Source organism: Pseudomonas thivervalensis (genome assembly GCF_001269655.1).
Lineage (GTDB): Bacteria > Pseudomonadota > Gammaproteobacteria > Pseudomonadales > Pseudomonadaceae > Aquipseudomonas > Aquipseudomonas thivervalensis.
Genome location: NZ_LHVE01000002.1, coordinates 131,214 through 144,372 on the forward strand (window position 1 = coordinate 131,214; position 13,159 = coordinate 144,372).

Below are 13,159 nucleotides of genomic sequence, written 5' to 3' on the forward strand. Positions count from 1 at the left end.
ACAAACCCATGCCAAAACGTACAGACATAAAAAGCATCCTGATTCTCGGCGCTGGCCCGATCGTGATCGGCCAGGCCTGCGAGTTCGACTACTCCGGCGCCCAGGCCTGTAAGGCCCTACGCGAAGAGGGCTACCGCGTCATCCTGGTGAACTCCAACCCGGCCACCATCATGACCGACCCGGCCATGGCCGATGCCACCTACATCGAGCCGATCAAGTGGCAGACCGTTGCCAAGATCATCGAGAAGGAGCGCCCGGACGCGCTGCTGCCGACCATGGGTGGCCAGACTGCGCTGAACTGCGCCCTGGACCTGGAGCGCGAAGGCGTCCTGGAAAAATTCGGTGTGGAAATGATCGGCGCCAACGCCGACACCATCGACAAGGCCGAAGACCGTTCGCGCTTCGACAAGGCGATGAAATCCATCGGCCTGGACTGCCCACGCTCGGGCATCGCCCACAGCATGGAAGAGGCCAATGCCGTCCTGGAGCGCCTCGGCTTCCCCTGCATCATCCGTCCGTCCTTCACCATGGGCGGCACCGGTGGTGGCATCGCCTACAACCGTGAAGAATTCGAAGAAATCTGCGCCCGTGGTCTCGACTTGTCGCCGACCAAGGAACTGCTGATCGACGAATCCCTGATCGGCTGGAAAGAATACGAAATGGAAGTTGTCCGCGACAAAAAGGACAACTGCATCATCGTCTGCTCCATCGAGAACTTCGACCCGATGGGCGTGCACACCGGTGACTCGATCACCGTCGCACCGGCCCAGACCCTGACCGACAAGGAATACCAGATCCTGCGTAACGCCTCCCTGGCAGTACTGCGCGAGATCGGCGTGGAAACCGGTGGCTCCAACGTCCAGTTCGGCATCTGCCCGAACACCGGTCGCATGGTGGTCATCGAGATGAACCCACGGGTATCCCGTTCGTCGGCCCTGGCGTCGAAGGCCACCGGTTTCCCGATCGCCAAGGTCGCCGCCAAGCTGGCCGTGGGCTACACCCTGGACGAGCTGTCGAACGACATCACCGGCGGCAAGACCCCGGCGTCCTTCGAACCGTCCATCGACTACGTCGTGACCAAGCTGCCACGCTTCGCCTTCGAGAAATTCGCCAAGGCCGACGCCCGCCTGACCACCCAGATGAAGTCGGTCGGTGAAGTCATGGCCATCGGCCGGACCTTCCAGGAATCCTTGCAGAAAGCTCTTCGCGGCCTGGAAGTGGGTGTCTGCGGTCTCGATCCGAAGCTGGACCTGGCCGACCCGGAAAGCATGAGCGTGCTCAAGCGCGAGCTGACCGTGCCGGGCGCCGAGCGCATCTGGTACGTGGCCGATGCCTTCCGCGCCGGCATGACCGTCGAGCAGATCTTCGGCATGAACATGATCGACCCTTGGTTCCTGGTACAGATCGAAGATCTGATCAAGGAAGAAGAGAAGGTCAAAACCCTGGGCATGTCCAGCATCGACCGCGACACGATGTTCCGCCTCAAGCGCAAAGGCTTCTCCGACATGCGCCTGGCCAAGCTGCTGGGTGTGACCGAGAAGAGCCTGCGCGCTCATCGCCACAAGCTGGACGTGTTCCCGGTCTACAAGCGCGTCGACACCTGCGCAGCCGAGTTCGCCACCGACACCGCCTACCTGTACTCCACGTACGAAGAAGAGTGCGAGGCCGCGCCATCGACCCGCGACAAGATCATGATCCTGGGTGGCGGTCCTAACCGGATCGGCCAGGGCATCGAGTTCGACTATTGCTGCGTACACGCGGCACTGGCCCTGCGGGACGACGGTTACGAGACCATCATGGTCAACTGCAACCCGGAAACCGTGTCCACCGACTACGACACCTCCGATCGCCTGTACTTCGAGCCAGTGACCTTGGAAGACGTGCTGGAAATCGTTCGTGTCGAGAAGCCAAAGGGCGTGATCGTCCAGTACGGCGGCCAGACCCCGCTGAAGCTGGCCCGTGCCCTTGAGGCCGCCGGCGTGCCGATCATCGGTACCAGCCCGGATGCGATCGACCGCGCCGAAGACCGTGAGCGCTTCCAGCAGATGGTCGAGCGCCTGAACCTGCGCCAGCCGCCAAACGCCACCGTGCGCAGCGAAGACGAAGCGATTCGTGCCGCCGCGAAGATCGGTTACCCGCTGGTGGTGCGTCCGTCCTATGTGCTGGGCGGCCGCGCGATGGAAATCGTTTATCAGGAAGACGAACTCAAGCGCTACCTGCGTGAAGCGGTCCAGGTGTCCAACGACAGCCCGGTGCTGCTGGATCACTTCCTCAACTGCGCCATTGAAATGGACGTGGATGCGGTCAGCGACGGCAAGGACGTGGTGATTGGCGCGATCATGCAGCACATCGAGCAGGCTGGCGTTCACTCCGGTGACTCCGCCTGCTCGCTGCCGCCGTACTCGCTGCCGGCGCACATCCAGGACGAGATGCGCGAGCAGGTCAAGAAAATGGCCCTGGAACTGGGCGTCATCGGCTTGATGAACGTGCAACTGGCCCTGCAGGGCGAAGACATCTACGTCATCGAAGTCAACCCGCGCGCTTCCCGGACCGTACCGTTCGTCTCCAAGTGCATCGGTGTTTCCCTGGCAATGATCGCTGCGCGAGTCATGGCTGGCAAAACCCTGAAGGAGCTGAACTTCACCAAGGAAATCATTCCGAACTTCTACAGCGTGAAAGAGGCGGTGTTCCCGTTCGCCAAGTTCCCTGGCGTGGACCCGATCCTCGGCCCTGAGATGAAGTCCACCGGTGAAGTGATGGGCGTGGGCGATACCTTCGGTGAAGCCTTCGCCAAGGCCCAGATGGGCGCCAGCGAAGTCTTGCCGACGGGCGGCACGGCGTTCATCAGCGTGCGTGATGACGACAAGCCACTGGTTGCAGGCGTAGCCCGTGATCTGATCAACTTGGGCTTCGAAGTGGTTGCCACTGCCGGTACTGCCAGGCTGATCGAAGCCGCAGGCCTGAAAGTGCGCCGCGTGAACAAGGTGACCGAAGGACGTCCGCACGTGGTCGACATGATCAAGAATGACGAAGTCACGCTGATCATCAACACCACCGAAGGTCGTCAGTCGATCGCCGATTCCTACTCCATTCGTCGCAATGCGCTGCAGCACAAGATCTACTGCACCACGACCATTGCTGCGGGCGAAGCGATCTGCGAAGCGCTCAAGTTCGGTCCCGAGAAGACCGTGCGTCGCTTGCAGGATCTACATGCAGGATTGAAGGCATGAGCATAACCAAGTACCCGATGACAGTTCAGGGCGCGAAGGCCCTGGAAGAAGAACACGCTCACCTGACCAAGGTCGTTCGCCCCAAGCTCAGCCAGGACATCGGCACGGCCCGGGAGCTGGGTGATCTGAAGGAAAACGCCGAGTACCACGCAGCTCGCGAGCAGCAGGGTATGGTCGAGGCGCGTATCCGTGACATCGAGGGCCGCATGCAGAATGCAGTCGTCATTGACGTCACGACGATCCCGCACACCGGCAAGGTGATCTTCGGCACTACCGTGGAAATCGCCAACGTCGAGACCGATGAAAGCGTCACTTACCAGATCGTTGGCGAGGACGAGGCAGACATCAAGCTCGGCAAGATTTCCGTCGGTTCGCCCATTGCCCGTGCCTTGATTGCCAAGGAAGAGGGTGATGTGGTGACTGTGAAGACGCCTAGCGGTGTCATCGAGTATGAGATTGTCGAAGTCCGTCACATCTGAACGAAGGCGCCCGCTGCGAGCCGGCGCCATGATCTGGCAGCTCACCCAGATGTTGTGGGTGGGCGGCATCTGGTTGTTGCACATCGGTTTGCTGCCGGTGCTGGGCCGAGTCGGCCTGGCACCGCTGCTCATCGATGAAATCGCAGGCATGCTGACGGCGCTGCTGGTGGGTTTTTCCGCGGTGTGCGTGATGTTCCAGGCGTTGGTGCTGGTTCAGGCCGAGGGCCTTGCCAGTCTATGGCGCGACATTCGTGGGCAATTGCTGCTCATGTCGTTGTACGCGTGCGGGATGTTCTTTGCCGTGCATCTCGGCTGGCCGGATGCGAGCCAGTGGCGGGTATTCAGTTACCTGGTGCTGGGATTTTCCGGTCTGGTGCTGGTGCTGCAGCCGGTTCCCGGGTGGAGTGGCAGGGTGTGCGAGGCACACCCTTGACCCTTGGCATCACTTGAAGCGATGAACGTTCGACAGTTGCTTGTTGACGCTGAAATTCTTGCGATAAATCAGCGCCATCTTGCCGATGACCTGCACCAGGTCTGCCTTGCCGGTCTTGCACAGTTCGGCAACGGCAGCCAGGCGGGCTTCGCGATCGAGGATGTTGAGCTTGATCTTGATCAGCTCGTGATCGCCCAAGGCGCGTTCCAGTTCGGCGAGTACACCTTCAGTCAAACCGTTGTCAGCCACAGTCAAAACCGGTTTCAGATGGTGGCCAATGGATTTGTATTGTTTCTTCTGCTCTTGAGTGAGCGGCATAATCTGACCCCTGCGTCTGATCTTGTAAAAAGCGGCGGCCAGTTTACCCGAGCAAGTCCGGGACCGCCCACTTAATCACGACCCGTTTTATTTTTGAGGTGGCCCGTGGCCCGTTCCAAGACAAGTCTTAAATGGCTGCAAGAGCATTTCAACGACCCATTCGTGAAAATGGCGCAAAAAGACGGGTATCGTTCCCGTGCCAGCTACAAGCTGCTGGAGATTCAGGAAAGAGACCGTTTGATCCGTCCAGGCATGAGCGTGATCGACTTGGGCGCCGCCCCGGGTGGCTGGTCCCAAGTGACCAGTCGTCTGATTGGTGGGCAAGGCACGCTGATCGCTTCCGATATCCTGGAAATGGACAGCATCCCGGATGTGACCTTCATTCAGGGCGACTTTACCGAGGACGCCGTACTGGCGCAGATCCTTGAGGCGGTTGGAAAAAACGAGGTGGACCTTGTGATTTCCGATATGGCCCCCAATATGAGTGGACTGGCATCGGTTGATATGCCGCGATCGATGTTCCTGTGCGAGTTGGCACTGGATCTTGCGACCCGGGTGTTGAAGCCAGGTGGTGATTTTTTGATCAAGGTCTTCCAGGGTGAAGGCTTCGACGAATACCACAAGAGCGTGCGCAAGCAGTTCGAGAAGGTCACGACGCGCAAGCCGAAGTCATCACGTGATCGCTCACGCGAGCAGTACCTGCTGGGCCGTGGTTTCCGTGGTCGCAGTGAGGAATAAGGGTTTTTTCGACCGGGGTGATAGGTTTTTCGTATTTCGTCCCGTGAGCATTAGCGAATATTGTGTAGAAAGTGTTTCACAAAGGGTTACAGACGGCGCCTGCCAGAGTCGTAGGTAATGTAGTAAGTTAGGCCGGTGAATATCATGCGAAGCGCGCGCCAGTAGCGGAGCTTGCTTCAGAGGGTAGTTAATTGAACGATATGGCAAAGAATCTGATCCTGTGGTTGATCATCGCTGCTGTCCTGGTGACCGTGATGAACAACTTCTCCAGCCCTAACGAGCCGCAGACCCTCAACTATTCCGACTTCATCCAGCAGGTCAAGGATGGCAAGGTCGAGCGCGTAGCCGTTGATGGCTATGTGATTACCGGCAAGCGCACCGATGGCGACAGCTTCAAGACCATCCGTCCGGCAATCCAGGACAATGGCCTGATTGGCGACCTGGTGGACAACCATGTCGTGGTCGAAGGCAAGCAGCCTGAACAGCAAAGCATCTGGACCCAGCTCCTGGTGGCCAGCTTCCCGATCCTGGTGATCATCGCCGTGTTCATGTTCTTCATGCGCCAGATGCAGGGTGGCGGCGGTGGCAAGGGCGGGCCGATGAGCTTTGGCAAGAGCAAGGCCCGACTGCTTTCCGAAGACCAGGTGAAAACCACCTTGGCTGATGTAGCGGGTTGCGACGAAGCCAAGGAAGAAGTGGGCGAACTGGTCGAGTTCCTGCGCGATCCAGGCAAGTTCCAGCGCCTGGGCGGTCGTATTCCGCGCGGCGTGCTGATGGTGGGCCCGCCAGGTACCGGTAAAACCTTGCTGGCCAAGGCGATTGCCGGTGAGGCCAAGGTGCCGTTCTTCACGATTTCCGGTTCCGACTTCGTCGAAATGTTCGTCGGTGTAGGCGCCAGCCGTGTTCGCGACATGTTCGAACAGGCCAAGAAACACGCGCCTTGCATCATCTTCATCGACGAAATCGACGCCGTCGGTCGCCATCGTGGCGCCGGCATGGGTGGCGGTCACGACGAGCGCGAGCAGACCCTCAACCAGTTGCTGGTCGAGATGGACGGTTTCGAAATGAACGACGGCATCATCGTGATCGCCGCCACCAACCGTCCTGACGTGCTCGACCCTGCGCTGTTGCGTCCAGGTCGTTTCGACCGTCAGGTCGTGGTCGGTCTGCCGGACATTCGTGGCCGCGAGCAGATCCTCAAGGTCCATATGCGCAAGGTGCCAATGGGTGACGACGTCGCTCCGGCAGTCATCGCGCGTGGTACGCCGGGCTTTTCCGGTGCCGACCTTGCGAACCTGGTCAACGAAGCGTCGCTGTTCGCCGCACGTACCGGCAAGCGCGTCGTGGAGATGAAGGAGTTCGAGCTGGCCAAGGACAAGATCATGATGGGCGCGGAGCGCAAATCCATGGTCATGTCTGAGAAAGAAAAGCAGAACACCGCGTATCACGAGGCGGGTCATGCGATCGTCGGTCGTGTCGTGCCCGAGCATGATCCGGTCTACAAGGTCTCGATCATCCCCCGCGGTCGTGCCCTTGGCGTGACCATGTTCCTGCCGGAAGAAGATCGCTACAGCCTGTCCAAACGAGCGTTGATCAGCCAGATCTGTTCGTTGTACGGCGGCCGTATCGCTGAAGAAATGACGCTGGGCTTCGACGGTGTGACCACGGGGGCGTCCAACGACATCATGCGTGCCAGCCAGATCGCCCGGAACATGGTCACCAAGTGGGGCCTGTCCGAGAAGCTTGGCCCGCTGATGTATGCCGAAGAAGAGGGCGAGGTGTTCCTCGGTCGTGGTGGCGGTGGCCAGCATGCAAGCTTCTCCGGCGAGACGGCCAAGCTGATCGATTCCGAAGTGCGGAGCATCATCGACCAGTGCTACGGCACTGCCCGGCAGATCCTCACGGATAACCGTGACAAGCTCGACGCCATGGCCGATGCACTGATGAAGTACGAAACCATCGATGCCGAGCAGATCGACGACATCATGGCGGGTCGCGAACCTCGCGAACCTCGTGACTGGTCGGGCGGCGGTACAGGGACCTCCGGTACGCCTCCGGCGGTCCAGGGCGAGCGTCCGGAAACACCGATTGGCGGTCCGGCCGCTGATGTCTAAGGCTTGAAATGACTTCTGTTCAGTCCTCGACCCGGTTGCCTTGCGGCAACCGGGTTCTTGATTTAGCCCATGCGCATGTCATGGGCATCCTCAATGTCACCCCTGATTCCTTTTCCGATGGTGGTCGATTCAGTCAGCTCGATGCTGCGCTGCGGCATGCCGAGGCCATGGTGGCCGCCGGCGCAACGTTGATCGATGTGGGTGGTGAATCGACCCGACCGGGTGCGCGGGCGGTCTCGCCTACAGAAGAGCTTGAGCGTGTGGCGCCGATTGTCGAGCGCATCCATCGCGAACTCGATGTCATTATTTCAGTCGATACATCCACGCCTGCGGTCATGCGCGAGACTGCGCGACTGGGAGCGGGTTTGATCAATGATGTTCGATCCCTGCAGCGCGATGGCGCCCTGGATGCAGCGGCGGCCACCGGGTTGCCGGTGTGCCTGATGCATATGCTCGGCGAGCCGGGGACCATGCAGAATGATCCGCACTACGATGATGTGACCAGGGAGGTGGGTGAATTCCTGGTGGCGCGTCTGGATCAATGTGCTGCGGTGGGGATTCCCGCCGAGCGGATCATTCTTGATCCCGGGTTCGGCTTCGCCAAGACATTGGCGCACAACCTGAGCCTGTTCAAGCATATGGAAGCCTTGCATGCCCTGGGGAGACCCCTGTTGGTTGGGGTCTCGCGAAAGAGCATGATAGGCAATGCCCTGGGTCGCCCGGTGGGAGAGCGCCTGTATGGCGGTCTTGCCCTGGCGGCCTTGGCCCTTACTAAGGGTGCACGCATACTGCGCGTGCATGATGTAGCCGAAACGATGGATGTCGTGCGGATGATCGCAGCTGTGGATTCAGCCGAATAAGAATGACGGAGCACTTATGAGCAAGAAATACTTTGGCACCGACGGTATTCGTGGTCGGGTCGGCGAATACCCTATTACCCCAGATTTCATGCTCAAGCTCGGCTGGGCTGCCGGGATGGCCTTCCGCAAGATGGGCGCCTGCAAGGTGCTGGTCGGCAAGGACACGCGAATTTCCGGCTATATGTTCGAATCGGCTCTCGAGGCCGGCCTGACGTCGGCGGGCGCCGATGTGATGCTGCTCGGCCCGATGCCGACGCCAGCCATTGCCTACCTGACCCGTACGTTCCAGGCCCAGGCAGGCATCGTGATCAGTGCCTCGCACAACCCGCATGATGACAACGGCATCAAGTTCTTCTCGGGCCAGGGCACCAAGCTGCCGGATGATATCGAGTTGATGATCGAAGAGCTGCTGGACACGCCGATGACGGTGGTCGAGTCGAGCAAGATCGGCAAGGTATCGCGGATCAACGATGCGTCGGGTCGCTACATCGAGTTCTGCAAAGGCAGCGTGCCGACCGGTACCAGTTTTTCCGGTCTGAAAATCGTCGTCGACTGTGCTCATGGGGCCACCTATAAAGTGGCGCCGAGCGTGTTTCGCGAGCTGGGTGCCGACGTGGTGGTGCTGTCCGCTCAACCTAATGGCCTGAACATCAACCACAACTGTGGCTCTACCCATACCGAGGCGTTGCAGGCTGCGGTGCTGGCTGAGCAGGCCGATCTCGGCATCGCCTTCGATGGCGATGGTGATCGGGTCTTGATGGTCGACCACACCGGTACGGTCGTCGATGGTGACGAACTGCTCTTCATCATTGCTCGCGACCTGCACGGGCGCGGCAAGCTGCAGGGCGGCGTGGTCGGCACGTTGATGAGCAACCTCGGGCTTGAGTTGGCCCTGGCTGACCTGGATATCCCGTTCGTACGCGCCAACGTGGGCGACCGCTACGTGATCTCGGAGTTGTTGGAGCGCAATTGGGTGATCGGGGGCGAGAACTCCGGCCACATCGTATGCTTCGATCACACCACCACTGGTGATGCAATTATCGCGGCCCTGCAAGTGCTGATGGCGCTCAAGGCGCGCAACGAAGGTCTTGCACAGTCGCGCCAGGCATTGCGCAAATGTCCGCAAGTGTTGATCAACGTGCGTTTCGGTGGCGGTGTAAACCCTCTTGAACATGCGCAGGTCAAGCAGGCCAGTGAGCGTGTGACAGAGGCGATGGCGGGGCGTGGGCGCGTGTTGTTGCGCAAGTCCGGTACAGAGCCTTTGGTGCGTGTCATGGTCGAAGGCGAGGATGAAGCGCAAGTTCGCGGTTATGCCGAGGAGCTGGCAAAACTGGTTACTGAAATTTCTGCCTGAATTCGGCTTGCCAGTCATGAATCCGTTGGGTAACATCTGCGCCCACTTTGACCGACGAGGTACAGCATGCGTCGCCCTATGGTAGCTGGTAACTGGAAGATGCACGGTACCCGCGCCAGCGTCGCTGAGCTGATCAATGGCCTTCGTCATCTGGCCTTGCCAAGCGGTGTTGATGTCGCGGTTTTCCCGCCTTGCTTGTATATCAATCAAGTGATTGATGGCTTGAAGGGTAAGTCGATTTCGGTCGGCGCGCAGAACTCTGCGATGGAAGCCATGCAAGGTGCGTTGACCGGTGAGATTGCACCGAGTCAATTGGTGGACGCAGGTTGTTCCCTGGTCCTGGTCGGGCATTCCGAGCGTCGCCAGATCATGGGCGAGCGGGACCAGACCTTGAACCGCAAGTTTGCCGCGGCCCAGGCCTGTGGTCTGATTCCGGTGTTGTGTGTAGGGGAAACCCGCGAGCAGCGTGAAGCCGGCAAGACCCTTGAAGTTGTCGGGCGTCAGCTGGGCAGCATCATTGAAGAGCTGGGTGTCGGCGCTTTTGCAAAAGCGGTCATTGCTTACGAGCCGGTCTGGGCCATTGGCACCGGGCTGACGGCTTCGCCGCAACAAGCGCAGGATGTGCACGCAGCCATCCGCGCGCAGTTGGCGGCAGAGAATTCTGAAGTGGCACGAGGTGTGCGGCTTCTATACGGCGGCAGCGTGAAGGCGGCCAATGCGGTCGAACTGTTCGGCATGCCGGATATCGATGGGGGGCTCATTGGTGGAGCGTCCCTGAATGCAGATGAGTTCGGTGCGATCTGTCGCGCCGCGGGAAACTGAAAAAATGCTGGAAACAGTCGTAGTCGTTTTTCATCTGCTGGGTGCACTGGGCGTAGTTGCTCTCGTATTGCTGCAGCAGGGTAAAGGTGCGGATGCTGGTGCATCTTTCGGTGCAGGTGCTTCAAATACTGTGTTCGGAAGCCAAGGTTCCTCTACCTTTCTCAGTAAGTTTACTGCTATACTTGCCGCCGGTTTCTTCATAACCAGCTTAGGGTTAGGTTACTTTGCTAAAGAGAAAGCTCACGAGCTGACTCAAGTAGGTTTGCCAAACCCAGCGGTACTGGAGGCGCCAAAGCAACAACCGGCTTCTGATGATGTCCCGGTGCTTCAAGAGCAAAAGTCGGCCAACCCGGCGACTGACGTACCTCCAGCTCAAGAGCAGAAGTAAGAAGGTTTCAAATGCTGTATTGCCGAGGTGGTGGAATTGGTAGACACGCAACCTTGAGGTGGTTGTGCCCATAGGGTGTAGGGGTTCGAGTCCCCTTCTCGGTACCAATTATCAGGAGAGCCCGCGAATGCGGGCTTTCTTGTAGGTGGAAGGGTTACATTGACCCTGTAAGGGATCGGTCGTATACTTCCGCCCCAGCTTTGTCGCGGGATGGAGCAGTCTGGTAGCTCGTCGGGCTCATAACCCGAAGGTCGTCGGTTCAAATCCGGCTCCCGCAACCAGTTTCAGGGGCCCCTTCCAAGGGGCTTTTTGTTAGCTGGACACTTTATAACGCCGCTGTTCGACGGCGTTTCAGGGATGGGCGATTCGCCCATTTTTTTTTATTTGCACAGCATGCACAAACATGCACGAGGGGGTTCAGGTGTCGAGCAAGCTAGAACAGTTGCAGGCCTTGTTGGCCCCGGTGGTCGTGGCCCTTGGCTATGAATGCTGGGGTATTGAGTTTTCGGCTCAAGGTCGCCACTCACTGTTGCGCGTTTATATCGATAAGGAAGGCGGCGTGTTGGTGGACGATTGCGCCATCGTCAGCCGTCAGATCAGCGGTGTATTGGATGTTGAAGATCCAATCACCTCCGAATACACCCTTGAAGTTTCCTCGCCTGGCATGGAGCGCCCCCTGTTCACTCTTGAACAGTTCGCTTTGTTTGCCGGTGAACAAGTGAAGATCAAGCTGCGCTCGCCTTTCGAAGGTCGACGCAACTTCCAAGGCCTTCTGCGCGGTGTAGAAGAGCAGGACGTCGTGGTGCAGGTAGACGACCATGAGTTCCTGTTGCCGATCGATATGATCGACAAGGCCAACATTATTCCCAGTTTTGACTGATACGTGCCAGATACTGCGGATCCCGCGGATCCAATGGCTTGCGAAAGGCGAGGCGTACGATGAGCAAAGAAGTACTGCTGGTTGTTGAGTCGGTATCCAATGAAAAGGGCGTACCGGCTAACGTTATTTTTGAAGCGCTGGAGCTGGCCCTGGCCACTGCTACCAAGAAGCGGTTCGAAGACGAAGTTGATTTGCGTGTGGAGATCAATCGCCACACCGGTGCCTACGAGACTTTCCGTCGCTGGACAGTCGTCGAGGAAGCCGACCTGGACGATCCAGCTATCGAAACCTGGCCGAGCAAGGTTGCAGAAACGCACCCGGGCGCCAAGGTCGGTGATGTCGTCGAAGAAAAAATCGAATCCATTGAGTTCGGTCGCATCGCTGCACAGACTGCCAAGCAGGTCATTGTGCAGAAAGTTCGCGAAGCCGAGCGCGCGCAAGTTGTCGACGCTTATCGCGAGCGCCTGGGGGAAATCATCTCCGGCACCGTGAAAAAAGTGACCCGCGACAACGTGATCGTCGACCTGGGCAACAACGCCGAAGCGTTGCTGGCTCGCGAAGACATCATCTCTCGCGAAACTTTCCGGGTTGGCGTGCGATTGCGTGCGCTGCTCAAGGAAATCCGCACCGAGAACCGGGGCCCGCAGCTGATCCTGTCGCGTACAGCGCCGGAAATGCTGATCGAGTTGTTCCGCATCGAAGTGCCGGAAATTGCTGAAGGCCTGATCGAAGTCATGGCCGCTTCCCGTGATCCGGGTTCGCGCGCCAAGATCGCGGTCCGCTCCAAGGACAAGCGTATCGACCCGCAAGGTGCCTGCATCGGCATGCGGGGCTCGCGTGTCCAGGCCGTATCCGGCGAGTTGGGCGGCGAGCGCGTGGACATCGTCCTGTGGGACGACAACCCGGCTCAGTTCGTGATCAATGCCATGTCGCCTGCTGAAGTGGCGGCAATTATCGTCGACGAAGATGCCCACGCCATGGACATCGCCGTTGGCGCAGACAATCTGGCTCAGGCCATCGGTCGCGGTGGTCAGAACGTGCGTCTGGCCAGCCAATTGACTGGCTGGACCCTGAACGTGATGACCGAATCGGACATCCAGGCTAAGCAGCAAGCTGAAACCGGCGATATCCTGCGCAACTTCATCGAAGAGCTTGAAGTCGATGAAGAGCTGGCGCAGGTGCTGGTGGATGAAGGCTTTACCAGCCTGGAAGAGATTGCCTACGTACCGGTGGAGGAAATGCTCAACATCGACGGCTTTGACGAGGAAATCGTCAACGAGCTTCGCGCTCGGGCCAAGGATCGTTTGTTGACCAAAGCCATCGCTACTGAGGAAAAGCTGGCAGACGCCCATCCGGCCGAAGACCTGCTCTCGCTTGAGGGCATGGACAAGGATTTGGCGATGGAACTGGCGGTGCGCGGCGTAATTACCCGCGAAGACCTGGCCGAGCAGTCTATTGACGATCTGCTCGACATCGACGGCATTGACGATGATCGTGCCGGCAAGTTGATCATGGCCGCCCGAGCCCACTGGTTCGAGTAATT

The 13,159-nt window shown here is 59.0% G+C and carries 12 protein-coding genes and 2 tRNA genes; 13 read left to right on the top strand and 1 reads right to left on the bottom strand.

What is annotated here, in order from left to right; translation table 11 throughout:
- The first annotated feature begins 8 nt into the window (after window positions 1–8).
- From carB to AD659_RS03285, 3 genes are read left to right on the top strand one after another with little or no spacing between them, the layout of a single operon-like run.
- Window positions 9–3,230, top strand: a complete 3,222-nt coding sequence (gene carB / locus AD659_RS03275) for a carbamoyl-phosphate synthase large subunit (protein ID WP_053118345.1) — start codon at window positions 9–11, stop codon at window positions 3,228–3,230.
- A 2-nt stretch (window positions 3,231–3,232) separates the two neighbouring features.
- Window positions 3,233–3,709 carry a transcription elongation factor GreA gene (gene greA, locus AD659_RS03280; RefSeq protein WP_053118761.1) on the top strand — a complete coding sequence of 159 codons (477 nt, stop codon included), beginning with the start codon at window positions 3,233–3,235 and terminating at the stop codon, window positions 3,707–3,709.
- Between the two features lie 28 nt (window positions 3,710–3,737).
- Complete coding sequence (locus AD659_RS03285) at window positions 3,738–4,142, top strand: hypothetical protein (RefSeq protein ID WP_053118347.1); 405 nt, start codon at window positions 3,738–3,740, stop codon at window positions 4,140–4,142.
- A 9-nt stretch (window positions 4,143–4,151) separates the two neighbouring features.
- Here AD659_RS03285 and AD659_RS03290 read toward each other — a convergent pair whose 3' ends face one another.
- Window positions 4,152–4,460, bottom strand: a complete 309-nt coding sequence (locus tag AD659_RS03290) for a YhbY family RNA-binding protein (protein WP_003177852.1) — start codon at window positions 4,458–4,460, stop codon at window positions 4,152–4,154.
- A 105-nt stretch (window positions 4,461–4,565) separates the two neighbouring features.
- On the opposite strand from AD659_RS03290, the gene rlmE reads away from it, so the two are divergent.
- The 10 genes from rlmE (at window position 4,566) to nusA (ending at window position 13,157) form a co-directional block, all read left to right on the top strand.
- The gene (rlmE, locus tag AD659_RS03295) at window positions 4,566–5,198 is read left to right on the top strand and encodes a 23S rRNA (uridine(2552)-2'-O)-methyltransferase RlmE (protein WP_003177853.1); all 633 of its coding nucleotides are present in this window, start codon (window positions 4,566–4,568) and stop codon (window positions 5,196–5,198) included.
- A gap of 200 nt (window positions 5,199–5,398) precedes the next feature.
- Entirely contained in the window at window positions 5,399–7,312 is a 1,914-nt protein-coding gene (gene ftsH, locus AD659_RS03300; RefSeq protein WP_053118351.1) for an ATP-dependent zinc metalloprotease FtsH, read from the top strand.
- Between the two features lie 8 nt (window positions 7,313–7,320).
- A complete protein-coding gene (gene folP, locus AD659_RS03305; protein ID WP_053118353.1) occupies window positions 7,321–8,172 on the top strand; it encodes a dihydropteroate synthase in 852 nt (283 codons plus the stop codon).
- 16 nt (window positions 8,173–8,188) lie between these two features.
- The gene (gene glmM / locus AD659_RS03310) at window positions 8,189–9,526 is read left to right on the top strand and encodes a phosphoglucosamine mutase (protein ID WP_053118355.1); all 1,338 of its coding nucleotides are present in this window, start codon (window positions 8,189–8,191) and stop codon (window positions 9,524–9,526) included.
- A gap of 66 nt (window positions 9,527–9,592) precedes the next feature.
- On the top strand, window positions 9,593–10,348 hold the full coding sequence (tpiA, locus tag AD659_RS03315; RefSeq protein WP_053118357.1) for a triose-phosphate isomerase: 756 nt from the start codon (window positions 9,593–9,595) through the stop codon (window positions 10,346–10,348).
- A 4-nt stretch (window positions 10,349–10,352) separates the two neighbouring features.
- Window positions 10,353–10,736, top strand: coding sequence for a preprotein translocase subunit SecG (secG, locus tag AD659_RS28985; protein WP_025211789.1), 384 nt, complete (start codon window positions 10,353–10,355; stop codon window positions 10,734–10,736).
- Between the two features lie 21 nt (window positions 10,737–10,757).
- Window positions 10,758–10,843 (top strand) — tRNA-Leu (locus tag AD659_RS03325).
- 97 nt (window positions 10,844–10,940) lie between these two features.
- Window positions 10,941–11,017: transfer RNA gene (locus tag AD659_RS03330), tRNA-Met, on the top strand.
- Between the two features lie 140 nt (window positions 11,018–11,157).
- Window positions 11,158–11,616: a ribosome maturation factor RimP gene (gene rimP, locus AD659_RS03335; protein WP_053118762.1), complete on the top strand. Its 459-nt coding sequence runs from the start codon at window positions 11,158–11,160 to the stop codon at window positions 11,614–11,616.
- 59 nt (window positions 11,617–11,675) lie between these two features.
- On the top strand, window positions 11,676–13,157 hold the full coding sequence (nusA, locus tag AD659_RS03340; protein WP_003177868.1) for a transcription termination factor NusA: 1,482 nt from the start codon (window positions 11,676–11,678) through the stop codon (window positions 13,155–13,157).
- Window positions 13,158–13,159 lie beyond the last annotated feature (2 nt).

Coding starts and splice junctions, on each gene's coding strand:
- carB (WP_053118345.1), top strand. CDS start 9: ATGCCAAAACGTACAGACATAAAAAGCATCCTGATTCTCGGCGCTGGC.
- nusA (WP_003177868.1), top strand. CDS start 11,676: ATGAGCAAAGAAGTACTGCTGGTTGTTGAGTCGGTATCCAATGAAAAG.
- glmM (WP_053118355.1), top strand. CDS start 8,189: ATGAGCAAGAAATACTTTGGCACCGACGGTATTCGTGGTCGGGTCGGC.
- secG (WP_025211789.1), top strand. CDS start 10,353: ATGCTGGAAACAGTCGTAGTCGTTTTTCATCTGCTGGGTGCACTGGGC.
- folP (WP_053118353.1), top strand. CDS start 7,321: ATGACTTCTGTTCAGTCCTCGACCCGGTTGCCTTGCGGCAACCGGGTT.
- AD659_RS03290 (WP_003177852.1), bottom strand. CDS start 4,460: ATGCCGCTCACTCAAGAGCAGAAGAAACAATACAAATCCATTGGCCAC.
- AD659_RS03285 (WP_053118347.1), top strand. CDS start 3,738: ATGATCTGGCAGCTCACCCAGATGTTGTGGGTGGGCGGCATCTGGTTG.
- tpiA (WP_053118357.1), top strand. CDS start 9,593: ATGCGTCGCCCTATGGTAGCTGGTAACTGGAAGATGCACGGTACCCGC.
- ftsH (WP_053118351.1), top strand. CDS start 5,399: ATGGCAAAGAATCTGATCCTGTGGTTGATCATCGCTGCTGTCCTGGTG.